Below are 23707 nucleotides of genomic sequence, written 5' to 3' on the forward strand. Positions count from 1 at the left end.
GTTCCTTCCGAGCCGTCGATCGTTCCCAGGGCACCGCTGGCGAGCCCCGGCCCTTCCCTGGCTCACCTGGGTGGCGGTGGGGATGGCGATCGTGATCGACACGAGTGGCCGTGTCGGTCTGGGGTCGGTGAGCCTCTCGGCGTTCATCTCGGTCGGCGTCATGGCGGTGCTCATCGCGCTGGCCCCGCTCGTCGTGGGAGCGGGCCTCGCGGCCGTTCCCCTGCCGTTCCTCCTGTTCTACGGCTTCGTCGTCGTCCGTCTCGTCTTCGCGCCCAACCCCGACGGGCTCCAGAACGCAGCGATCCTCACCATGTTCACCTTCGGCATCGCGTTCTCTGCGCGGTCGGCGACGGTGGAGATCGCCGGCGCGACGCTCCGGGTGTTCGCCGGTGTCGGTGTCCTGGTCGCCGTCGTGTTCGCCGTCGGCAGCGTGTCGGGTGCGGACGTCTACATGACCCGTGCATTCGCCCTCACTGCTCTCGTGCTGCTGGCCGCTGCGGTCGTGCTGCCACCGACGGACCTCCTCGCCCGTGCCGCTCCGTTCGTGATCGTCGGGGCCATCGTGCTCAGCCTGTCCCGGACGGCGTCCGCGATCAGCATCCTGATGTTGGTGGGACTCGTCGTCCGGCTCCGCCGAGGACACCGGCTCCTGCTCGCCTGTGGCGCGGTGACCGGCGTCGCGCTCGCCACGTGGGCGCTCCTGTCGACGTTCGCACCGCTGCGTGATCGCTTCCTCGTCGGTGACAACGCGGTCGAGGTCGGTGGCCTCGCGATCAACACCTCCGGCCGTTCGGCGCTCTGGGAAGCAGTCAGCCAGAACGCGATGCACGCGCCCTTCCTCGGCCACGGCCCGGGGTCGGCGGTCGTCTTCGTGACGGAGCGGTTCGGTGGGATCACCCAGCCGCACAACGAGTACCTCCGCGTCCTGCACGACGAGGGCCTCGTCGGACTGATCCCGTTCGTCCTGGGCTGTCTGCTCGTGCTCATCCGTGTCATCAAGCGGATCGCACGGACGGACCAGCCGATCCACTGGGCCGCGCTGTTCGCCCTGACGGCGACACTCGCTGCCGCCGCCACGGACAACGTCCTCGTCTACCCGTTCGTCCTGCTTCCCGCTTCGGTCCTCATCGGGCTGTCGCTCGGTCTCCCGGTCGGTCTCTCCGAGCAACCGACGACGGGAGCGCGCGCACGAGAGCCTCGAATCGGCGACCGCGGACTCCTCGGAGCATCCCGATGACCGGTCGCCCCGACATCGCAGTCGTGATGAGCGCCTACAACGCCGTCGACACGATCATCCCCGCCGTGCGCTCGCTCCTCGACCAGACCGAGGTCGCCCTGGAGGTCGTGGTGTTCGACGACGGATCGACCGACGGGACCGATCTCGCGCTGGGATCACTCGCCGATCCGAGGCTCCGCGTGATCCGTTCCCCGCACAACGTCGGTCGATCGGTCGGACGCGACCGCGCCATCCGAGCGACGACCGCAGCGGTGATCGCGATCGCTGACGCGGACGATGTCGCGCTTCCTGGAAGGCTCGCGGCACACGTCCGACAGCTCCGGGGAAACCCGCACGCAGTCGCGACGTTCGGCAGGCTCGTCGAGCAGCGTGGCTCGCGGACGATCCTCGCCGATCGGTTCCCGCCCGACTCCGATGCCGTCGACGCGATGTTCGAGCGCGGTCAGATGCCGGTGGCGCACCCGGCGAGTGCGTTCCGCCGCGAGTGGTACCTCGACACCGGCGGGTACGACCCACAGATCCGTTGGTGCGAGGACTACGACCTGTTCGCACGCGGATGGCGCCCAGGAGCCGTCGTCCCCGACCGCGCACCCGTCGTGGTCTACGCGTCCCCTGGAGCCGTCCGGCCGTGGCGCTACTGGTGGGAGAACGAGCGGCACCGTCGTGCGATCACCGCCCGTGTCCTCGCGGCCGGCCGCTCTCGAGCGGGTGCGACTCCCATCGCGCCCTACCTCCGTGCTGCCAGCGCCCCACCACGTCGCGCCGTCGAGGTGCTCCGGTACGTCGCTGTGTCAGCTCGCGACGCCGTTCGCGAGCGTCGGCGTCTCCACCGTCCCACAGAAGAAGGAAGCGGAAACAGATGAACACCACCAAGACCGTCCTCATCACCGGGGGTGCCGGCTTCATCGGCTGCGCCCTGTCCCAGCGGCTCGCGAGTTCGTTCACCCGCTGGGTGGTGGTCGACTCGCTGCACCCACAGGTGCACCCCGAGCGAGTCCGACCGGATGGACTCCATGACTCGGCAGAGCTCGTGGTGGGCGACATCACGAAGAGCGCGACCTGGGACCGTGTGCTCTCGGACATCCGCCCGGACATCGTGATCCACCTCGCCGCAGAGACGGGAACAGCGCAATCGCTCGACGAGGCTTCGCGTCATGCCGAGGTGAACGTCGTCGGCACCACGCGCATGCTCGACGGGTTCGGTCGTCTCGGCATCGTCCCCGAGCGGATCCTGCTCAGCAGCAGTCGCGCCGTGTACGGCGAGGGGCGCTGGATCTCCGAGCGGGGGGACGTCCGGTACCCGGGCCAGCGCAGTCACGGGCAGCTCGAGCGTGGGGCGTGGGACTTCGACGGACTGGCACCGCTGCCCGCCCGCGCCGGCGACAACGTCCCGCATCCGACGAGCGTCTACGGATCGACCAAGCTGTCGCAGGAGCAGATCCTCGCGGCATGGGTGGGCGCGCGCGACACGGCGTTGACCGTGCTGCGCCTGCAGAACGTGTTCGGGCCCGGCCAGTCCCTGACGAACAGCTACACCGGGATCGTCTCGTTGTTCTCGCAGCTCGCCCGTGCCGGTCAGAGTATCCCGATCTACGAGGACGGCGAGATCACCCGCGACTTCGTCTTCATCGACGACATCGCCGACGCCTTCGTCGCCGCGCTCGGGACCGCTCGCTCGGTCGGGACCACGACGTTCGACGTCGGGTCCGGCGTGCCTTCGACGATCAACGATCTCGCTCGGACGATCGCTCGTCACCACGGAGCACCCGCGCCGCACATCACCGGGGCGTTCCGCGACGGCGACGTCCGGTTCGCCGCGTGTGACGTTGCTCCGACGGTCGCTGCGCTCGACTGGCAGCCGCAGTGGAGCCTGGACGCCGGCGTCGTGCGCCTGCAGGACTGGATCGACGGCCAGCTCGGAACGCCGGTCGAGGCACTGATGGCTGGCTGAGGCGCTCGCACAAGAAGCCCCGACCGCTCCCGTGTGGAGCGGTCGGGGCTTCTTGCTGTCCCGCGGAAGGCCGGCGGCCGTTGATCGACACACGCGTCGCCCGCCGAAGAGACCGAGGCGAGCACTGGCGCGCACACGAAGATGCCCCGGCTGCTCGCGATGAGCAGCCGGGGCATCTCGTGGTGTGCGGGAACAACGCGCTCGTGCGCGTGCTACTCCGCGGTGATCTCGTTCTGCTCGCCCTTGTCGTCGACCGTGGGGGTGTTCCCGGCCTTCACGAGGTTGCCGTTCGAGCCGGCACCGATGGTCACCGACCCGACGGACTTCGCACGGACCGTGTTGATGGCCCCCGTGATCGAAACGTGTTCGACGGCTCCGGACACCGTGACGAGCGAATTGGACGCGGAGATCTCGACGTTCTCGCAGTCGCCCTGCACGGTGAGCTCAGCGCTGTCGTCGGTGACCTTCGCGGTCCCGTCCTTGCACGCGACGTCCTTCTTGACCACGGGCGGGGCCGTCGACGTGGACGTCGGGCTGGAACTGGGCTTCGCCGTGTTCGTCTCAGCCGCTGTGCAGCCTGCGAGGGTGGCGATGGCGAAGGCGGCGGTGGCGATGGCGAGCGGCTTGATGAACTGCATGAGGGATCCTGACGTCGATTGCGTTGTGTGGATGGGAAGGGCCGAGGCCCAGGTCGCGGTCAGCGAGCCTGGGCCTCGACGAGTGCTCCGGATTCGGAGTGCTCAGCTCACCGTGAAGGAGAACGGCGCGGTGGTGTCCGCACCGGGCAGGGACTGCAGCACGGTGCCCGAGTAGCTGCCGGGTGCCAGCGTCACGGTCGACGTCAGCGTCCAGGTGCCGTCGTTCTTGACCGATCCCGTGGCCAGGGTGGTACCGCCGGAACCCTTGATGACCAGCGGAGCGTTGGGCGTGCCCGCTCCGGAGAACACCGGCGTGCCGCTGGTCACCGTCCCGCCGATCGCCGGGCTCTCCAGCGTCACCGCAGTGAACTGGATGCGGAACTGGAACGGGGCGGTGGTCACCTTGCCGTCAGCGACCTGTCGGACGGTCCCGGAGTAGGAACCGGCTCCGAGCGCGATCGTCGAGGTGAGGTCGAACTCGCCGTTGCTGCGCACCTTGCCTGCGGCGAGCTGGGTCCCGGAAGCGCCGGTGACGGTGATGTCTGCGTCCGGGGTCCCCTTACCGCTGAAGACCGGGTTCGGGGTGGAGACCACCGCATCCTGCGCGGGAGCGGTCAGCGAGACCGGGATCATCGGTGCGACGACGGTGAAGCGGAAGTCGGCCGAGGTGGTCTTGTCGTTGACGGTCTGCCATGCCTTGCCGGCGTAGGTGCCTCGAGCGAGGGCGACGTCCGAGGGAGCTTCCCAGGTGCCGTCGTCCTTCACGGTCGCGGTGGCGAGGAGGGTGCCGTAGGTGCCCTTGACCTCGATGGTCGCGCCGGGCTGGCCCTCACCGGTGAACACGGGGTTGGTGTCGGTGACCTCGGCGCCGATCGCCGGGGTCTCGAGCGTCACCGGGGCGATCGCCTGCACGACGGTGAACCGGAAGTCGGCCGAGGTGGTCTTGCCGTTGACGGTCTGCCATGCCTTGCCGGCGTAGGTGCCGTTGGCGAGGGTGACGTCAGAGGTTGCTTCCCAGCTGCCGTCGTCCTTCACGGTCGCGGTGGCGAGGAGGGTGCCGTAGGTGCCCTTGACCTCGATGGTCGCGCCGGGCTGGCCCTCACCCGTGAACACGGGGTTGGTGTCGGTGACCTCGGCGCCGATCGCCGGGGTCTCCAGCGTCACCGGGGCGATCGCCTGCACGACGGTGAACCGGAAGTCCGCCGAGGTGGTCTTGCCGTTGACGGTCTGCCATGCCTTGCCGGCGTAGGTGCCGTTGGCGAGGGTGACGTCAGAGGTTGCTTCCCAGGTGCCGTTGTCCTTCACGACGGCGGTGGCGAGGAGGGTGCCGTAGGTGCCCTTGACCTCGACGGTCGCGCCGGGCTGGCCCTCACCGGTGAACACGGGCTTGGTGTCGGTGACCTCGGCGCCGATCGCCGGGGCGGTCAGCGTCACCGGGGCGATCGCCTGCACGACGGTGAAGCGGAAGTCCGCCGTGGTGGTCTTGCCGTTGACGGTCTGCCATGCCTTGCCGGCGTAGGTGCCGTTGGCGAGGGTGACGTCCGAGGGAGCTTCCCAGGTGCCGTCGTCCTTCACGGTCGCGGTGGCGAGGAGGGTGCCGTAGGTGCCCTTGACCTCGACGGTCGCGCCGGGCTGGCCCTCACCCTTGAACACGGGCTTGGTGTCGGTGACCTCGGCGCCGATCGCCGGGGCGGTCAGCGTCACCGGGGCGAGGTTCTGGCCGACGGTGAACCTGAACGGTGCCGTCGTGGTCTTGCCGTCGACAGTTTGGCTTGCCGTTCCGGCGTAGCTACCGGTTCCGAGCGCAACCGTCGAGGCAACCGACCAAGTGCCGTCTTCCTTGACCGTGGTCGTGGCGAGCGTGCTTCCGTAGGTGCCCTTCACGACGACGGTCGCCCCAGGCGTGCCGCCGCCCGTGAAGACGGGGTTCGGCGTCGAGACATCGGAGTCGATCGCGGGAGCGGTCAGCGTGACCGGGACCATCGCCTTGACCTCGAAGTTGATCGGCGCGGTCGTCTTCTCCCCTTCAAGCGGCGTCTGCGTGGCGGTGAGCATGTAGCTGCCGTCCACGAGGTCGAAGCCAGCCGGGACACTCCACTTGCCGTCCTTGACGGTGGTGGTGGCGACGACTCTGCCGGTCGAGCCCGTGATCTCGATCGTGGCACCTTCGTCGCCCGTACCGGAGAACACCGGACGCTTGTCGGTCGCGGTCGACCCGTTCGCCGGAGTCTCCACGACGATCGGAGCGACCGGGTTCACGGCCTCGTCGAGCGTGGCCTGCGTGGTGCTCGTGGTGTTGAACGCGCCCTCGACGGCGGTGCCGCTCAGGACGGTGCGCATCGGGAAGGTGCCGGCGTCGGCGTTCTCGGGCGTGCTCACGTTGATGTTCCAGCGCATCAGCGACGCGTCGGGGAGATTCCAGGTCGTGGTGGTGGTCGCGAAGTCGTAGGTGTACTTCGTGCCGTCCTCGGAGCGGACCCCGTTGGTCAGGGTCATGGAGGCGTTCGTCCAGGCGTCCTCACCCGGCTTCTTGAACGAACCTTCGATCGTGCCCTGGTCCGCGGCGAAGGTCGTCCCCTCGGGCGCGGTGAACTCGACCTTGCCCTGCGGGCGGCTGATCGAACCGTTGGTCTTGAACAGGGACTCCACCGAGGTGACCTCGCCACGCTCGAGCGTGACAGCGGTGCCGTCCTGGCCCGAGATCGCGGCATCGTTGATGACGACGTCGAGGTCCTTCGAGTCGTGCTCCTCGCCGTCGATCTCCTGCACGATGTGCAGCGGGTTCGTCCCGCGGTCGAGATCGTCGACCGTGATGCTCCACGCACCGGTCTCGGCGTCGGCTTCGACGCTCTTGTCGCCGATCGTGATCGTCGCGCCTGGGGTTGCGGTACCCGAGATGACCGCGGTCTTGCCTGCGTGGTCGATCGACGCAATGTTCGCCACGAGGTCGACGACGTTCGTCTCGATCGTCGTGGTCGTCGTACCCTCGGCCAGGAAGTCACCCTTGCTGCTGGTACCCGACATGGTGAACTCCATGGCGTCGGAACCGGCGGGGGCGTCATCGGCAGCGGTCACGCCGACCATGAAGCGGTACTGCTCGTCAGCGGGGCGGTTCGCGGCCCAGTCGGCGTCGAACGTGATGGTCTTGCCGTCGTTCGACAGGGAACCGGCGGTCAGCGGGACGGATGTGGTGTTCGCCCAGTCATCCTCTCCGACGTCGCGCATCTGCCCCTGGACGGTGGCCTGTGTGTCGAACGTCGTGTCCTCGGGCGCCTCGAGCGTGACAGTCCCATCCGTGTTCGTGCGCGCCTCGCGGTTCTCGACCACGAACGGCACCGGGGTGCTCTCCCCGCGCTCGAGCTCGATCGGGCCCTGGTCGACACCGACGAGCGTGCCTCCCTCGACGATCGTCGCGGTGACGGTCTTCTGGTCGACCTGCGAGTTGTTGAAGCGCTGCGTCGCGGTGAGGGAGTTCGCTCCGACGGAGAGTCCTTCGACGGTCATCGACCAGTTGCCGCTCGAGTTCACGTCGACGGTCTTTCCGCCGATCGTCACCGTCCCGTTCGGCGTCGCGGTGCCCGACACCACGGCGGTCTTCGCGATGTTGTTCACCTTCGTCACCTGCGCGGTCATGGCTCGGGTGCTCGGGAAAATCTCATCGTACGTCGCGAGTTCGTAACCTGTCTGGCCTTTCCCAAGCCATGCTGGCTCGTTCGAGTACGGCCAAATACCGATCCGGGAAGAACCCTCCCAGAGGGTGCCGCCGCTGAGGTTGATCTGCACCGCGTTGCCGCAAGACCCAACGGTGTAGTCGTGGGTGAAGCCCGACGGCGCCGGGACAATGCACGAGGATCCGATCTTGAGCTCGCCAGTACCCGTAGTGAATGTCGCAGTCGCAGCAGCCGCTTTCGCGGCGGCGAGCGATGAATGGGCTGTGGCGCTGAGATTGGATTGGACAGCCCACCAGGTCGAGTTGGATCTGGACTTCATCACGAACTTGCCGGAGGCGGTGGCCTGGGTCGAGATCGACCGAGGCTCGGGCGAAGCGATCGCCGTTGCTGCACCGAAGGACAGGCCAGACACGATGGTGGCAGCGGCCAGCCCGGCCGCACCCATGGACTTGAGGGCGGTCGATGCCCTCTTCTTGTGAGACATGTGCATCTTTCAGGACAGGCCGCAGACAGCGGCTGTGCGGGAAGGGGCACGCCCGTCGGCAGAGTCCGACGGCGCATGTGTATTCAGAATATCACGTGAAATACCAACATACGTGCGTGCTGGCTGTGGCGCTCGGTTGCCTGTGAGTTGAGTGAGGCCGGCGCACGTTCCCGGCCCCGAAGTTGACTCCAGGCGACTCAGGAGTAGAGTTGAGTCCATCGGACGCAAGTCCAACGACTTACCCCCAAGCAAGAGGAGCAACACATGGGACGTGCAGTAGGCATCGACCTCGGAACCACCAACTCCGTCGTCGCAGTTCTCGAAGGTGGCGAACCCACCGTCATCGCCAATGCCGAGGGCATGCGCACCACGCCGTCGATCGTGGCGTTCACGAAGGACGGCGAGGTCCTGGTCGGCGAGACCGCCAAGCGCCAGGCCGTGACGAACGTCGACCGCACCATCGCGTCGGTCAAGCGTCACGTCGGCACCGACTGGACCACCGAGATCGACGGCAAGAAGTACACGCCGCAGGAGATCTCGGCCCGCACCCTCGGCAAGCTCAAGCGCGACGCCGAGCAGTACCTCGGCGAAGACGTCACGGACGCGGTCATCACCGTCCCGGCGTACTTCAACGACGCCGAGCGCCAGGCCACGAAGGACGCCGGTGAGATCGCCGGCCTCAACGTCCTCCGCATCATCAACGAGCCGACCGCGGCCGCCCTGGCCTACGGCCTCGACAAGGGCAAGGAAGACGAGCTCATCCTGGTCTTCGACCTCGGTGGCGGCACGTTCGACGTCTCCCTGCTCGAGGTGGGCAAGGACGACGACTTCTCGACGATCCAGGTCCGCGCGACCTCCGGTGACAACCGCCTCGGTGGCGACGACTGGGACCAGCGCATCGTCGACTACCTGGTCAAGAAGTTCAAGGACGAGCACGGCGTCGACCTGTCCACGGACAAGATCGCCAAGCAGCGCCTGAAGGAAGCGGCTGAGCAGGCCAAGAAGGAACTGTCGTCGCAGATGTCGGCGAACATCCAGCTCCCGTACCTGACGCTCACCGCCGAGGGCCCGCTGAACCTGGACGAGACGATCTCGCGCGCACAGTTCGAGCAGATGACCTCCGACCTGCTCGACCGCACCAAGAAGCCGTTCAACGACGTCATCAAGGAAGCCGGTGTCTCGGTCAACGACATCGCCCACGTGGTGCTCGTCGGTGGCTCGACCCGCATGCCCGCCGTGGCCGAGGTCGTCAAGTCGCTGACCGGTGGCAAGTCCCCGAACCAGGGCGTCAACCCGGACGAGGTCGTCGCCGTCGGCGCCGCACTGCAGGCCGGTGTCCTGAAGGGCGAGCGCAAGGACGTCCTGCTCATCGACGTCACGCCGCTGTCGCTCGGCATCGAGACCAAGGGCGGCCTGATGACGAAGCTCATCGACCGCAACACCGCGATCCCGACCAAGCGGAGCGAGACCTTCACGACCGCTGACGACAACCAGCCGTCGGTCGCGATCCAGGTCTTCCAGGGCGAGCGCGAGTTCACCCGCGACAACAAGCCGCTCGGCACCTTCGAGCTCACCGGCATCGCACCGGCTCCCCGTGGCGTCCCACAGGTCGAGGTCACCTTCGACATCGACGCCAACGGCATCGTGCACGTGTCCGCGAAGGACAAGGGCACCGGCAAGGAGCAGTCGATGGTCATCTCCGGCGGCTCGTCGCTGCCGAAGGAGGACATCGAGCGCATGGTCCGCGAAGCCGAGGAGCACGCCGCCGAGGACAAGGCTCGTCGCGAGGCCAACGAGCGTCGCAACCAGGCCGAGCAGCTCGTCTACTCGATCGAGAAGCTGATCAAGGAGAACGACGAGAAGCTCCCCGCGGACGTCAAGTCCGAGGTGCAAGCCGACGTCGACGCGCTCAAGTCCGCGCTCGCGGGCGAGGACGACGACGCCGTGAAGTCCGCCTTCGACAAGCTCAACGAGTCGCAGGGCAAGCTCGGCCAGGCCATCTACAGCCAGCAGGACGCAGCAGCCGGCACCGCCGGTGGCGAGCAGCCCGCGGGTGAGCAGCCGGCCGACGACGAGGACATCGTCGACGCCGAGGTCGTGGACGACGAGGACGACAAGGACAAGAAGTAACGATGACGGATCCCAAGGACAACGTGCCGAACGAGGAAGAACCCCAGGTCGAGGGAGACGCCACGAACGCGGCCGAGCCCGAGGACCTCATCGAGGCGGAGGGGCCCGACGTCGAAGTACCGACGGACGGCCCCGCCGCCGGGGGCCCGGCGGCCGACGCAGCGAACGACCTCTCCCCGGAGGACGAAGCGCTGCTCGCCGACGCCGCCCGCGGCATCGCCGAGGACAAGCTGAGCACCGAGGACCGCGACCTCGTCGCCGAGATGCGTGCGGACATGCTCCGTGCGCAGGCCGAGCTGGTCAACTTCCGGAAGCGCGTCGAGCGTGACCGTGAGGCCAACCGCGAGGTCGCCATCGCCGAAGTGGTGCGGGCACTGCTGCCGGCGCTCGACGACCTCACCCGGGCCGAGGCCCACGGTGACCTCGCCGAGGGTCCGATGCAGGTCATCGGCCAGAAGATCCGCGGGGGCTTCGAGAAGTTCAAGCTCGTGCAGATCGGCGAGAAGGGCGAGGCGTTCGACCCGAACATCCACGAGGCGATCGTCCAGCTCCCCACCCCGGGTGCCACCGGACAGACCGTCGCGGACGTCGTCGAGCCGGGCTACAAGCTCGGTGAGCGGGTCCTCCGCGCGGCCAAGGTCGCGGTGGCGGTCCCGGCCTGAGCCGGGTCCCCACGGTGACGACAGAAGAAGGCAGGTGATCCATGGCCAGTCAGGATTGGTTCGACAAGGACTTCTACAAGGTCCTCGGCGTGTCCAAGGACGCCTCCGACGCCGAGCTGAAGAAGACGTACCGCAAGCTCGCGCGGCAGTTCCACCCGGACTCCAACCCGGGTGACGCCGCCGCCGAGAACCGCTTCAAGGAGATCAGCGAGGCGTACTCGGTGCTCTCCGACAAGGAGCAGCGCCAGGAGTACGACCAGGTTCGTGCCATGGGCTCCGGCGCCCGCTTCACGGCGGGCGGCGGGGGCCAGGGCGGGTTCGAGGACGTCTTCGGCGGGATGTTCGGGCAGCAGGGCGGTGGCGGACAGCGCGTCCGCTTCGGCCAGAGCGGCCCTGGCGGTGCCGGCGGTTTCGAGGACATCCTCGGCGGGATGTTCGGTGGGGGTGGTGGCTTCGGCCAGACCTCCGGCGGCTACCGCGGCTTCGGTGGGCCGACGAAGGGCCGCGACGTCACGGCGTCGACGACCCTCGACTTCACGACGGCGATCGCCGGTGACACCGTCAAGCTGTCGCAGGGCAACGGCCGACCGGTGAACGTTCGCATCCCAGCGGGTGTCGCCGACGGCCAGAAGATCCGTCTGCGCGGCCGCGGCGAGCCCTCGCCCGACGGTGGTGAGGCCGGTGACCTCGTGGTCGCCGTGTCGGTGCGGAAGCACCCGGTGTTCGAGCGCGACGGGCTCAACCTGCGTGTGGACGTCCCCGTGACGTTCACCGAGGCAGCGCTCGGCGCGACGATCGAGGTCCCGACGCTCGGCGGGTCGCCCGTGAAGCTCAAGGTCGCCGCCGGCACGCCGTCGGGTCGCGTCCTGCGCGTCAAGGGCCGCGGCGTCACGACGAAGAACGGCACGGGCGACCTGCTCGCGACCGTCCAGGTCGCGGTGCCGTCGCACCTGTCGGACAAGCAGCGCGAGGCAGTCGAGGCACTCGCGGCTGCGCTGCCCGACGAGAACCCCCGCGAGGACCTCCTCGCCAAGGCGCGCGACTAGCGGGCGCAACCACAGCAGTAGACCCGGCTTGGAGGCCCGGCGCGGCTCCGTCAGGAAGCCACCCCGAGCCTCCAGGCTGGTTTCCACCCCACGCGGACGACGGAAAGGAACGCGCCATGACCGACATGGACGAGAACTCGCCCGTCTTCGCGATCGCGGTCGCGGCGGAGCTCGCCGAGATGCACCCGCAGACGCTGCGGCAGTACGACCGGCTCGGCCTCGTCGTGCCGGGTCGCACCCGGGGTGGGTCGCGGCGCTACTCGATGCGCGACGTGGTGCAGCTTCGCGAGATCGCGCGCCTCGGCTCCGAGGGGGTGTCGCTGGAGGGCATCCGGCGGGTGCTCGACCTGGAGAACGAGAACAAGGCGCTCCGCGACCGGGTGCGGGAACTCGAGTCGGCGCTGGCCGACCAGCTCATCAACCGGCCCGGCGCACGGGTCTTCGCAGCCACCGCGAGTGGTGCGGCGATCTCGCTCAAGGCGGGGTCGCGGCCGCAGCGGAACACGCAGATCGTGTTGTACCGCGGGCCGCGCTGAGTGTCGGAGAGCGCAGAACGCCCCCGGTGACCATCTGGTCACCGGGGGCGTTCTGTGAGCCGGGGCTCAGTTGATGGTGAAGTGGACGGGCGCTTCGCTGGTGGCGTTGCCGGGGGCGGTCTGCTTCGCGGTGAGGACGTAGCTACCGCGGGCGAGGTCGATGTTCGACTCGGCGCTCCAGTTGCCGTCAGCGTTGACCTTCGCGGTCGTGACGACGCGGGTGGTGCCGCGGATCTCGATCGTGGCTCCGGCCTGGCCGGTACCGGTGAAGGTGGGGCGGGGCCCGGTCGCGGTGCCGTTCGTCTCGGGAGACGTGACCGCGATCGGCGCTGCCGCGGCGGCGGCGATGGTGAAGTGGACGGGCGCTTCGCTGGTGGCGTTGCCGGGGGCGGTCTGCTTCGCGGTGAGGACGTAGCTACCGCGGGCGAGGTCGATGTTCGACTCGGCGCTCCAGTTGCCGTCAGCGTTGACCTTCGCGGTCGTGACGACGCGGGTGGTGCCGCGGATCTCGATCGTGGCTCCGGCCTGGCCGGTACCGGTGAAGGTGGGGCGGGGCCCGGTCGCGGTGCCGTTCATCTCGGGAGTCTCGACCACGACCGGTGCGACGGAGTCGTCTTCGGCGGCGAACGCGATGTCGCGCATGACCGAGGTGCGGCCGTCCGCGGTGGTCTGGGTGAAGGTGAGCTCGTAGCCCTTGGCGCTGGTGAGGTCCGCGTCCGCCTTCCACGTGCCTACGCCGGAGCGTGAGCCGGTGACCTCGGCGCTGAACACCTGGTGGCCGTCCTGGTCCGTGGCGGTGACGGTCGCGCCGGCCTCGGCCTTGCCGGAGAACGTGCGGGCACCGGGCGCGTAGGCGTTGTCGTCGGCGATGCCGTCGACCTGCAGGAGGCGGGGGAGCGCCACACGCTCGGACGTCCCGACGAAGTCGCGGCCGTCGAAGACCAGGTTGACCATGTCGAGCTGCTTGCCGGTCGCGGCGGCGGCTATCGTGTAGCTCCACACCGCATCGGCGCTGGTGACGTGACCGACGACGCGGTCGCCGTCGAGGATCCAGAGCCCAGGAGCGTCATCGTGCTCCCCGACCACCTGGACGCGCCCGTCCGGGTAGACGAACACGGACCGGAGGGACGGTGCGGCGGCAGTCGGGTCGATCGGCAGCTGCTCGAGCGCGACGGGCACGCGGGCCGAGGAGGTGCCGTCGGCAGTGCGTCCGACGACGTAGACCGTGGAGCCGACGCGGTCCTGCGGGAGCCGAGCGGAGTAGCCGGTCTCGCCGAGGCTGGCGTCGGCGATGGTGGAGCCGGCTTCGTCCTGCACGACGACCGAGTCGACGTCCTCAGTGACGGAACCGGCCACGACGAACGACCCGTCGAGGACGCGCCCCTTCTGCACGACCGTCGGCGCCTGCGGCGCCTCCGATGCCGCCGGCGAGAACCGCACGTCGCGGAGCTCGTTCTTCCGACCGTCGGTCGTCGTCTGCGTGAGGGTGATCACGTGGTCGGAGTCGGCGAGGTCGGCATCGGCGTTCCAGGTGCCGGTCCCGTTGCGTGCCCCGCTGACCTCGGTCGTGAACAGGGTGGCGCCCGAGGTGGTGTCCTTCGCGACGATGGTGGCGCCGGCGGTCGCACTGCCGGCGAAGTGGGTGGTGCCGGGCGTGAACGTGTTCTGCTGCTGCAGTCCGTCGATCTTGATGGTGCGGGGGATCGGGGTGCGCTCGCCGCGGGTCTGGGTGCCGTCGGCGGCGGTGTGGACGCGGATCGCTTCGAGCGGTTCGTCCTTGTGGCGGTCCTGCACGACGAGGAAGAAGATGCCGGTGGTGCTCCGGTCGTACACCTGGTTGCCGCTGACGAGCCAGACGTCGTCGCCACCACCGGCTCGTCCGCCGACGATGCGGGATGACCACGGGGTGCTCCAGTCGATGGAGAAGCGCAGTGCCTCCAGCGAGGGATCGACGGGGATGGAATCGAAGTCCGGAAGAGTCTCCTGCACGGTGGAGTCCGACGACGAGGCGGCTGCGGGAGTGGCGGTGGCAGCGGTGGCGGCCGCGGGCGTCAGCAAGCCGAAGCCGAGGGAAGCGGTGAGGACGCCGCAGACGACCGCGGCGCTCCTGAACGATGTGGATGCCATTGAGGGCTCCTTCTGGTGGGGGACCCCCAGTGTATTGACATATGAAATACACAGGCTGTTGATATCGCGAGTGCGATCACCATGCGCTTCGCTGCGGGCTGTCGCCGGGTACGCTGACGCGGTGCCAGACTTCGCCGACCTCTTCCGCCGACGCGACGACGACGCGCCCGACCTCATCGCGATCGACGGCACCGACCGCTTCCTGCTCGACGAAGCACCGCACGTGCACGGCGACGCACTCCGGCAGCCCGGCGAGGTCGCGGTCGTCGACGACCGGTACGGGGTGCTGACGCTCGGCCTCATCACGCAGTACGGGGCGAGCGACATCCGCGTCGTGCAGGACTCCCTGGTGGGGGAGCGGGCGCTCGAGGCCAACGCCGGCACGTTCGGGCTGCGCGGCTTCCACCACCCCGACTCGCTCGAGGACGCCTTCCGCGACGTGCGGCTCGTGGTGCTGCGGCTGTCGAAGTCGCACGATCGGCTCGACGAGATCGCCCGCGCGGTCGCCCGGTTCGCGGCGCCGGACGTGGTGCTGCTCTGCGGCGGCAACGTGAAGTACATGCACGTGACGCAGAACGACGTGCTCCGGCGCTCGTTCGGCGAGGTCACGGCATCGCGAGGTCGTGGCAAGTCGCGACTGCTCATCGCGCAGGACCCCCTGCGCGCACAGGCGAACCGCGCCGCCACGACGAACCCCTGGCCCCGGTCGGTGCACGTCGACGACCTCGGGATGACCCTGGTCGCGCACGGCGGTGTGTTCGCCGGGACGTCGCTCGACCAGGGCACACGGGTGCTCCTCGATGCGATGGACCAGGCGGTCCCGACCGCGCGCACGATCATCGACCTGGGCAGCGGCAACGGCGTGATCGCGGCTGCGGTCGCCCGTCGGCGACCGTCGGTGCGGGTGATCGCCACCGACGTGTCCCGGATCGCGGTCGAGTCGACGCGCGCGACCGCGGAGGCCAACGGTGTGGCCGACCGGGTGACGGTGCTGCGGACCGACGCGGGCGACGAGCTCGCGGAGGGGTCCGCGCAGCTCGTGCTCTGCAACCCGCCGTTCCACGCGGACACCACGGTGACCACGGACACGGCCGAGGCGATGTTCCGGAACGCGGCCACGATCCTCCAGGCCGGCGGTGAACTGTGGTGCGTCTGGAACACGCACCTGCGCTACCGGCCGGTGCTCTCGCGCCTGGTCGGGCCGACCCGCGAGGTCGTCCGGACCCCGAAGTTCACGGTGACGGCCTCGGTCGCGACCAGCCGCTGACGGCGAGAGCCGCCCGGGCTGACCCGGACGGCTCTCGCGACGGTGCTGGGACCGATCAGGCCGGCACGTAGTCGAACGTGTCGGGGTCGGGGCCCGTGCGGTGCCCCTTGTCGAGGGCGGTGATGTCGGTCATGTCCTCGTCCGAGAGCTCGAAGTCGAAGATCGCGAAGTTCTCCTCGACGCGGGCTCGCGTGACCGACTTCGGGAACACGATGTCGCCGCGCTGGATGTGCCAGCGGAGGACGACCTGAGCCGGGGACTTGCCGACCGACGTGGCGACGCGGGTGATGGTCTCGTCGTCGAGGACGAGGCCCTGCGCGATCGGGGACCACGCCTCGGTCGCGATGCCGAGCTCGCGGTTCACGGCGCGGAGGTCGTCCTGCACGAGGTACGGGTGCACCTCGATCTGGTTGACCGACGGCGGGACGTCGGTCTCGGCGCGCAGGCGGTGCAGGTGGTGCGCCTGGAAGTTCGAGACACCGATCGAGCGGGCGGTGCCGGCGTGGTACAGCTCCTCGAGGGCCTTCCACGTCGGGACGAAGTCCGAGACGGTGGGCAGCGGCCAGTGGATGAGGAACAGGTCGGTGTAGCCGCCGAGCAGGTCGGCCGACTTCTTGCCGTTCTCCAGCGTTGCGGCCGGGTCGTGGAAGCCGTTGTTGAGCTTCGAGGTGACGAAGATCTCCTCGCGAGGGATGCCGGACGAAGCGATGGCCTCGCCGACCTCCTTCTCGTTGCCGTACATCTCGGCGGTGTCGATGTGGCGGTAGCCGACCTCGAGCGCGGCCAGTGTGGCGGCCTTCGTCTCGGAGGGGTCGATCTGGAAGACACCGAAGCCGAGCTGCGGGATGGTCTTGCCGTCGTTCAGGGTGATGTTCGGAACGGTCATGGTGTCATGCAACCAAACGCCCCTCAGCGCCCATTCCGCCAACGCCCAGGAACGGCGACCCCGGGCGCGCCGTTCACGCGAGCGCGGCCGTGATGTACGCCTGCAGGGCCCGCCCGTAGGCGATGGCCGGCACCTCGGACGCGAAGCTCCGGTCGGCCCCGCCGATCGTCGCCGTCACGGTGAAGACCACGCGACCGCCGACCTGCACCCGGGTCAGTCCGATGAACGAAGGCCCGAGGAGTTCGCGGAGCTGGTCCTCGCGGGGCAGCCAGAGCGACTCGGTGGCGGTGACCGAGTCGAGCGCCCACTCGGTGGTGCCGTTGAAGCCGAGGATCGTGCCGGTGGGGGAGTCGTGCCGCTCGACGGTCATCTCCGACACCGTGTAGACGTCGTCGTCGATGCCGGGCTTGTCGATCACGAACCGGTCCCCGGTCTCGGGGTGCCAGCGGAGGCCGGCGTCTCGGAGGGACCTGGCGAGTTCGACGGTGATCACGTTCCCACCTTGCCCGCGCGACCCGCCCCTGTCACCACCTAGGTTGCCGAAAGCATCCCGTACTAGCATCGCCGAGCACCCCTCGCGCGAGCGCAACCCGTTCGCGCGCGCGACGTGACGACGCCCGGGCAACCGGTGCCGAGCCTCCAGGCCGTGGGAACCGGCCGTGGGTCGGACCGCCGGTCGGCGTCCCCGACCGAGGCTGACGGACACCCTGCCGCCGAAGAGAAGGACCCGCATGACCCTCGAACGCGAGGAACTCCGCGACGACTGGACAGTGACCCTGGCCGGGGGAACCGGCGCGCCGGACGGTGTCGCGGGCCGTGCCATCCCGGCGACGGTGCCGGGCCAGGTGCACACCGACCTGGAACGGGAGGGCCTGCTGCCGGACCCGACGTTCCACCTGAACGAGCAGCCCGCCAAGTGGGTCGGTCGCGCCGACTGGGCCTACCGCCGCACGGTCGACGTCGACCCGCGGGGCCACGAGCGCGTCGACCTGGTCTGCGACGGCCTGGACACGGTCGCGGAGCTCAGCCTGGACGGCGTCGTCGTGGGCACGACCCGCAACATGCACCGTCGCTACCGGTTCGACGCCCGGGTGCAGACGGGATCCGGCGGCACCACGAAGGACCTCGAGATCCTGTTCGAGTCGCCCTACCGCGAGGCTGGCCGGGTCGCCGCGAAGGCCGGCAGCATGCCCGGTCCGTACGACGAGCCGTTCCCGTACGTCCGCAAGATGGCGTCGAACTTCGGCTGGGACTGGGGCCTGACGGCGGTCACGAGCGGCCCCTGGCGACCGGTCGCGATCGAGCGTTGGTCGACCGCTCGCCTGCGCGAGGTCCGCCCGCTCGTCGACGTCGAAGCCGGCGAGGGCGTGCTCGATGCGCACATCACCGTCGAGCGCTCGGGCATGAACGACCTGGACCAGGACGGCGAGGACGACGACCTCGTGCTCGTCGTCACCGTCAGCGGCGAGACCGAGGACGGCGGCACCACACGCCAGCGGTCCCGCGCGCAGCTGACCCCGAAGGACGACGAGACGGTCGTCACCGTGCGCGTCCCGGAGGCTCGGCGCTGGTGGCCGCGCGGCTACGGCGCGCAGCCGCAGTACGACGTCGTGGTCGAGCTGCAGACCGTCGACGGCGAGGTGCTCGACCGCGACACGTTCCGCACCGGGTTCCGGTCGACCCGCATCGAGACCCAGGTCGACGGCATCGGCCGCCCCTTCGCCGTGCACGTCAACGGCACGCTCATCGACGTCCGGGGCGTCAACTGGATCCCCGATGACGTCATCGTCTCGCGCGTCGACCGTGCCCGGCTCGAGTCCCGGCTGGGTGCCGCGGCCTCGCTCGGCACGAACCTCGTGCGCGTCTGGGGCGGTGGAGTGTACGAATCGCGCGACTTCTACGAGGTCTGCGACGAACTCGGACTGCTGGTCTGGCAGGACTTCCCGTTCGCGTGCTCGGCCTACCCCGAGGTCGAGCCGATCCGCAGCGAGGTCATCGCCGAGGCGCGCGACAACGTCGCCCGCCTCGCCCGCCACCCCTCGCTGGTGGTCTGGAACGGCAACAACGAGAACATCTGGCTGCACGACGCCGACGGCTGGGGTGCGGAGCTGGGCGATCGGGGCTGGGGACTCGACTACTACCTCGACCTGCTGCCGACCATCGTCGACGCCGTCGACCCGTCGCGGTTCTACACGGTCGCGTCGCCGTGGTCCGGCTCCGAGTCGCTGCCCGCGAACGAGGTCGACCACGAGACACACCATTCGTGGGACGTCTGGAACCGGCTGCCAGACACCGCCTACCGCGAGTCGGTGCCGCGGTTCGTGTCCGAGTTCGGCTGGCAGGCGCCGCCCGCCTGGCGCACGCTGCGTGAGGCGGTCACGGACTCGCCGCTCCGGGTCGACTCGCCCGGTGTGGTCCACCACCAGAAGGCCGCGGACGGGATGGCCAAGCTGGCACGCGGACTCGAGCCGCGCTTCGGCGCGGTCGAACCGGTCGCGTTCGACGCGTGGCACTACCTGACGCAGCTCCAGCAGGCGCGGGCGATCGCGACCGGCATCGAGCACTGGCGCACGCACTGGCCGCGCAACACCGGTGTCGTGGTGTGGCAGCTGAACGACCTGTGGCCGGTGTCGTCGTGGTCGGCGATCGATTCGGCGGGGCGGCTGAAGCCGCTGGCGCACGAGCTGCGCCGTCTGTACGACGACGTGCTGCTGACGATCCGTCCGGTGTCGTCGGTGTCGGTGACGCCGGGTGCGGCAGGGGCCGCTGGTGCGTCGGGTGCGGAGCGGACTGGAGGCACGGATCACCCGGGTGGATCGTCTGCGGTCGGCGAGACGGCCGACCTGGGCGAGCTCGCGGACACGCTCTCGCTGGGTGTCTCGCCCGGCGCGTTCGGGTCCTCGCCCGTCGAGGTGGCCGTCCGGTCGACCCGCACCGGGCACGACAGTGTGGTGCGGGTGCGCCGGATCACCACGGCCGGCACGATCCTGGCCGAGGTGTCACTGCCGGTCCGGTTGTCCGGCGCCGGCGTCGCGGTGGTGTCGCTGCCCGAGTCGGTCGGTGTCGTCGACGACCCGGCGAACGAGCTCATCGTCGCGGACATGGACTGGCGCCGTGCGGTCTGGACCCCCGGACCCGACGCTGCCATCCGTTGGGAGCCCGCCCGCTACCGGACCTCGTTCGCGGTGGTCGACGGCGGTCTGGACCTGACGGTCGAGGCCGATTCGCTCGTGCGCGACCTGCTGGTGCAGCCGGACCGGGTCGCGGAGGGCGGCACGGTCGATCGTGGGTTCATGACGCTGCTGCCCGGGGAACGGGTGGTGTTCCGGCTCGGCGGTGTGACCGAAGCGGATGTACCGGCGCTGCGGTCGGAGCCGGTCCTCTGGAGTCTGGACCGCGCCCTCGCTCGTTGATATGCAGAACAGCACGGTGATATATTCGACATTGCGCCGCTCGTTGTCGTGACCTGAGCGACTCCGGCGTCCGATCGACCTCCTCGTCGACCGGTCGACAGGAGGTCCCACATGTCGCTCGCCATGCGCCCAACCACCGGAGCGGTGCCGACCGTGCTGCACTCGACCGCGCTGCACTCGACCGCGCTGCACCCGATCGTCCCCGTGTCCTCCCCTGCCGGGGCTGCTGGGTCCACGGCGTCGCACCGCACGGTCGCTCCGGCGGGGGCCCGCCGAGGGTTCGTCCCCGCGGTGGCGCTGCTCGACCTCGTGCTGCTGCTCGCCGCGTTCGTCATCGCCCACGTCGTGCGGTTCCCCTGGGAACTCGCGTCCGTCCGACCGCGGTCCGGCTGGCTCGAGTTCGTCGTGGCCCCCGCCATCGTCGTGGTCTGGATGCTCCTGCTCTCGGTGTTCCGCACCCGCGACCCCCGGATCGCCGGCATCGGCGGCGACGAGTACCGCCGCCTCGTCACCGCGAGTCTCGTCGCCGTCGCCGGTGTCGCGGTCGTGGCGTACGCAGCGCAGCTCGACCTGGCTCGCGGGTACGTCGCGATCGCCTTCCCGTTGGGGCTCGTCTTCCTGGCGCTCGGCCGCAAGGGGGTCCGGACAGTGCTCGCCCGCAGCCGCGCCAGGGGTGAGCACCTGCAGGACGTCCTGATCGTCGGCGACGCCGAGGACGTCCGCTACGTGGGCGCCCGGATCGCCGCCGCACCGAGTGCCGGCTACCGAGTGCGTGCCGTCGTGACGGACTGTGCTCCGGTCGGGGCCGAGGTCGACCTGGGGGCGGCCACGGCTCCGGTCGTCGGCGGCATCGAGGACGTGCTCGCGCACGCCCGGGCCGAGGGTGTGTCGGCCGTCGTCGTCGCGGGCGCTGTCCGCGGTGGGCACGCGCGCCTCCGTCGACTCGGGTGGCAGCTCGAGGAGCACGGCGTCGAGCTCGTCGTGTCCTCTCCCCTGGCCGACATCGCCGCCGGGCGGGTGCACGAGCGCCCCGTGGACGGGTTGCCGCTCATGCACGTCGAGACGCCCGACTACCGCCGCCGCGCGGGCAAGCGGGCACTCGACGTCGTCGGCGCCGCGCTCGGCCTGACGCTGCTCGCCCCGGTCCTCGCCGTGGTCGCGCTGGCGATCCGCGCCGACGACGGCGGGCCGGTCTTCTTCCGGCAGGTCCGCGTCGGTCGCGGCGGTGCGGAGTTCCCGATCCTGAAGTTCCGGACGATGGGCATCGACGCCGAGGCGCGCATGGCTGCCCTGCAGTCCGAGAACGAGGGCGCCGGTCCGCTGTTCAAGATGAAGGACGACCCGCGGGTGACCCGGGTCGGTGCGTTCCTGCGACGGACCTCGCTCGACGAACTGCCGCAGCTGTGGAACGTGCTCACCGGTTCGATGAGCCTGGTCGGCCCTCGGCCTGCCCTGCCGCGCGAGGTCGCGCTGTACGAGGACTTCGCGGACCGCCGACTCCTCGTGACCCCGGGGATCACGGGCCTGTGGCAGGTCAGTGGCCGCTCGGACCTCGACTGGGCCGAAGGGGTCCGGCTCGACCTGCACTACGTCGAGAACTGGTCGTTCCTGCACGACCTCGTGATCCTCGCCCGTACCGTCCCGTCGGTGCTGCGGTCCCGCGGCGCGTACTGAGCGCTGCGCCTCCCTGTACGAACGGTGTCCGTTCCGGTGCCCGGCCTGGGCATCCAGGGGCGGGGGAGTTACGATGGATGCACACGGACTTCCGCCGCGTGGGTCGACGACGATCACCGGACGGCGACCAGTTCCACAACAAGGAGTCATGATGCTCGGAAACCTCGGCGGCATTCACCTGCTGATCATCCTCGGGATCGTCATCCTGCTGTTCGGCGCGACCAAGCTCCCGGCGCTCGCCAAGGGCCTCGGCCAGTCGATCAACATCTTCAAGAAGGAGATGTCCGACGACGAGAAGAAGGCCCAGGCCAACGGCACGGCGCCGGACGGCACGGTGCACAACAGCACCGTCCAGAACGCTCCCGCCGAGCCCGCCGCCGGTCCGGTCCTGAACCCGGGGCCGAGCGCGCAGCCGAACACCGACTCCCGGCGTTAGGACACCCAGCCCCGTCCTGTCGGCAGCCCCCGCGACCACATCGGTCGCGGGGGCTTCGTCGTGTGGGATCGACCGCCGGGCACCCCGTGCCGCAGGATGAGCACATGACCGCTCCCGTTCCCGTTCCGGCCCCCGTGCCGCACGGAGTCGCGCCGCTCCGGGACGACCGGCGGATCGTGCTGGTGGTGGCGATCCTGGCGTCGTTCGTCGTCGGGCTCGACTCGAGCGTCGTGAACGTCGCGCTCCCCGCGATCCGGCAGGAGCTCGGCGGCGGACTCGTCGTGCAGCAGTGGGTCGTCGACGCGTACCTGGTCACCCTCGGCTCGCTCATCCTGGTCGCCGGCAGCCTGTCCGACCTGTTCGGCCGGGTCCGGATCATCACGTGGGGGCTCGTGGTCTTCGGGATCGCCTCCGTGGTGTGCGCCGTCGCGCCGACCGGCGAGGTGCTCATCGTCGCGCGGGCGCTGCAGGGTGTCGGCGGGGCACTCGTCATGCCGAGCGCACTCGCCCTCATCGTCGCGGCGTTCCGCGGGGCGGCGCAGGCGAAGGCGATCGGCACGTGGACGGCGTGGTCGAGCGCGGCCACGATCCTCGGCCCCGTGGTCGGCGGGTTGGTGGTCGACGGCATCGGGTGGCGGTGGGTCTTCGTGCTCACCGCGGTGCCGATCGCCGTCACGATCCCGCTGGTCCTGCGCATCACCGGCGACGTGCACCCTGCGGTGCGCCCACGCATCGACGTCGTCGGGGCCGTGCTCGCCGTGGTCGGGGTCGGCGGTGTCGTGCTCGGGCTCATCGAACAGGAGCGGCTGGGGTGGAGTGCGCCCGTGGTGGTCGGCGCGCTCGTGCTCGGTGCCGCCGCACTCGTGGCGTTCGTGCCGTGGGAACTGCGGGTGACCCGGACGACAGGGTCGCCGCTCGTCCCGCTCGAGCTGTTCCGGGCGCGGAACTTCACGGTCGGCAACCTCGCGACCCTGTCCATCTACGGTGCGCTCGGCATGGTGTTCTTCGTCGTCACCCTGTTCCTGCAGGAGGTCTGGCGGTACCCGGCCTGGCTCGCCGGCCTCGCGACGCTGCCGCCGACGATCATGCTGCTCGCGCTGTCCACCGCCGTCGGGTCCGCGGCGGGTCGGTTCGGCCCGCGGTGGTTCATGGCCGCCGGGCCGGCGGTGGGGGCGGTCGGGGCGCTCCTGCTGCTGCTCGCCGGCGACGACCCGACCGGGTACTGGTGGTCGGTGTTCCCCGGGCTGGTGCTGATCGGCGTGGGCATCGCCCTGATGGTCACGCCCCTGACGAGCGCGGTGCTCGGGTCGGTGCCGCAGTCCGAGGCCGGGTCCGGGTCCGCCGTGAACAACGCGGTCGCGCGGATCGCCGGACTCGTCACGGTGGCACTGGCCGGCGTGGTGCTCGGCGGCGAAGTGAGCGTCGACGGGCTGCACCGGGCCATGGTGGTGATGACGCTCCTGCTGCTGGCCGGCGCCGTCGTCTGCGCCGTCGGGATCCGGAATACGCCCGCGCGGACGTAAGTTGAGTGGAGTAGACTCAACTCCAG

Annotated in this window: 18 protein-coding genes; 13 read left to right on the top strand and 5 right to left on the bottom strand. The window is 69.7% G+C overall.

What is annotated here, in order from left to right; all coding sequences use genetic code 11:
• Positions 1–91 precede the first annotated feature (91 nt).
• Genes ACZZ9K_RS12995 through ACZZ9K_RS13005 form a run of 3 tightly spaced genes read left to right on the top strand, consistent with a single transcriptional unit; the run spans position 92 to position 3188 of the window.
• Positions 92–1237: an O-antigen ligase family protein gene (locus tag ACZZ9K_RS12995; protein ID WP_214520718.1), complete on the top strand. Its 1146-nt coding sequence runs from the start codon at positions 92–94 to the stop codon at positions 1235–1237.
• Positions 1234–2100: a glycosyltransferase family 2 protein gene (locus tag ACZZ9K_RS13000; protein WP_027464895.1), complete on the top strand. Its 867-nt coding sequence runs from the start codon at positions 1234–1236 to the stop codon at positions 2098–2100. The genes ACZZ9K_RS12995 and ACZZ9K_RS13000 overlap by 4 nt, the downstream gene beginning before the upstream one ends.
• Positions 2097–3188, top strand: coding sequence for an NAD-dependent epimerase/dehydratase family protein (locus ACZZ9K_RS13005; RefSeq protein ID WP_463444251.1), 1092 nt, complete (start codon positions 2097–2099; stop codon positions 3186–3188). The genes ACZZ9K_RS13000 and ACZZ9K_RS13005 overlap by 4 nt, the downstream gene beginning before the upstream one ends.
• Positions 3189–3400: 212 nt before the next feature.
• Here the strand turns inward: ACZZ9K_RS13005 and ACZZ9K_RS13010 are convergent, their stop codons facing one another.
• Positions 3401–3826, bottom strand: coding sequence for a DUF3060 domain-containing protein (locus ACZZ9K_RS13010; protein ID WP_027464893.1), 426 nt, complete (start codon positions 3824–3826; stop codon positions 3401–3403).
• A gap of 102 nt (positions 3827–3928) precedes the next feature.
• Positions 3929–7459, bottom strand: coding sequence for an Ig-like domain-containing protein (locus ACZZ9K_RS13015; protein ID WP_463444252.1), 3531 nt, complete (start codon positions 7457–7459; stop codon positions 3929–3931).
• A gap of 184 nt (positions 7460–7643) precedes the next feature.
• Between ACZZ9K_RS13015 and ACZZ9K_RS13020 the strand changes: the two genes are divergently transcribed.
• From ACZZ9K_RS13020 to ACZZ9K_RS13040, 5 genes are all read left to right on the top strand, one after another.
• A complete protein-coding gene (locus ACZZ9K_RS13020) occupies positions 7644–7976 on the top strand; it encodes a hypothetical protein (RefSeq protein WP_232750336.1) in 333 nt (110 codons plus the stop codon).
• Between the two features lie 269 nt (positions 7977–8245).
• Positions 8246–10111, top strand: coding sequence for a molecular chaperone DnaK (gene dnaK / locus ACZZ9K_RS13025; RefSeq protein WP_071404963.1), 1866 nt, complete (start codon positions 8246–8248; stop codon positions 10109–10111).
• Between the two features lie 2 nt (positions 10112–10113).
• Positions 10114–10773, top strand: coding sequence for a nucleotide exchange factor GrpE (locus ACZZ9K_RS13030; protein ID WP_081827213.1), 660 nt, complete (start codon positions 10114–10116; stop codon positions 10771–10773).
• A gap of 41 nt (positions 10774–10814) precedes the next feature.
• The gene (locus ACZZ9K_RS13035; RefSeq protein WP_463444253.1) at positions 10815–11819 is read left to right on the top strand and encodes a DnaJ C-terminal domain-containing protein; all 1005 of its coding nucleotides are present in this window, start codon (positions 10815–10817) and stop codon (positions 11817–11819) included.
• Positions 11820–11944: 125 nt separating this feature from the next.
• On the top strand, positions 11945–12355 hold the full coding sequence (locus tag ACZZ9K_RS13040; protein ID WP_027464889.1) for a heat shock protein transcriptional repressor HspR: 411 nt from the start codon (positions 11945–11947) through the stop codon (positions 12353–12355).
• A 66-nt stretch (positions 12356–12421) separates the two neighbouring features.
• On the opposite strand, the gene ACZZ9K_RS13045 is transcribed toward ACZZ9K_RS13040, so the two are convergent.
• Entirely contained in the window at positions 12422–14482 is a 2061-nt protein-coding gene (locus tag ACZZ9K_RS13045; RefSeq protein WP_463444254.1) for an Ig-like domain-containing protein, read from the bottom strand.
• A 121-nt stretch (positions 14483–14603) separates the two neighbouring features.
• On the opposite strand from ACZZ9K_RS13045, the gene ACZZ9K_RS13050 reads away from it, so the two are divergent.
• Positions 14604–15749, top strand: a complete 1146-nt coding sequence (locus ACZZ9K_RS13050; protein WP_138802489.1) for a class I SAM-dependent methyltransferase — start codon at positions 14604–14606, stop codon at positions 15747–15749.
• A 55-nt stretch (positions 15750–15804) separates the two neighbouring features.
• Here ACZZ9K_RS13050 and ACZZ9K_RS13055 read toward each other — a convergent pair whose 3' ends face one another.
• Both ACZZ9K_RS13055 and ACZZ9K_RS13060 read right to left on the bottom strand, forming a co-directional pair.
• Positions 15805–16635 carry an aldo/keto reductase gene (locus ACZZ9K_RS13055; protein WP_463444255.1) on the bottom strand — a complete coding sequence of 277 codons (831 nt, stop codon included), beginning with the start codon at positions 16633–16635 and terminating at the stop codon, positions 15805–15807.
• A 73-nt stretch (positions 16636–16708) separates the two neighbouring features.
• Positions 16709–17128 (bottom strand): pilus assembly protein CpaE, encoded by a 420-nt coding sequence (locus tag ACZZ9K_RS13060; RefSeq protein WP_463444256.1) that lies wholly within the window; start codon positions 17126–17128, stop codon positions 16709–16711.
• Positions 17129–17366: 238 nt separating this feature from the next.
• Here ACZZ9K_RS13060 and ACZZ9K_RS13065 point away from each other — a divergent pair, with 238 nt between their 5' ends.
• The 4 genes from ACZZ9K_RS13065 to ACZZ9K_RS13080 all read left to right on the top strand — a co-directional run bounded on the left by ACZZ9K_RS13065 (position 17367) and on the right by ACZZ9K_RS13080 (position 23681).
• Positions 17367–20048, top strand: a complete 2682-nt coding sequence (locus ACZZ9K_RS13065; protein ID WP_463444257.1) for a glycoside hydrolase family 2 protein — start codon at positions 17367–17369, stop codon at positions 20046–20048.
• A gap of 111 nt (positions 20049–20159) precedes the next feature.
• Positions 20160–21722 (top strand): sugar transferase, encoded by a 1563-nt coding sequence (locus ACZZ9K_RS13070; protein ID WP_051596581.1) that lies wholly within the window; start codon positions 20160–20162, stop codon positions 21720–21722.
• A gap of 148 nt (positions 21723–21870) precedes the next feature.
• Positions 21871–22158, top strand: a complete 288-nt coding sequence (tatA, locus tag ACZZ9K_RS13075; RefSeq protein WP_372445505.1) for a twin-arginine translocase TatA/TatE family subunit — start codon at positions 21871–21873, stop codon at positions 22156–22158.
• Positions 22159–22262: 104 nt separating this feature from the next.
• Positions 22263–23681 carry an MFS transporter gene (locus tag ACZZ9K_RS13080; RefSeq protein ID WP_463444258.1) on the top strand — a complete coding sequence of 473 codons (1419 nt, stop codon included), beginning with the start codon at positions 22263–22265 and terminating at the stop codon, positions 23679–23681.
• Positions 23682–23707: the final 26 nt, after the last annotated feature.

The organism is Curtobacterium sp. AC268, assembly GCF_979258745.1.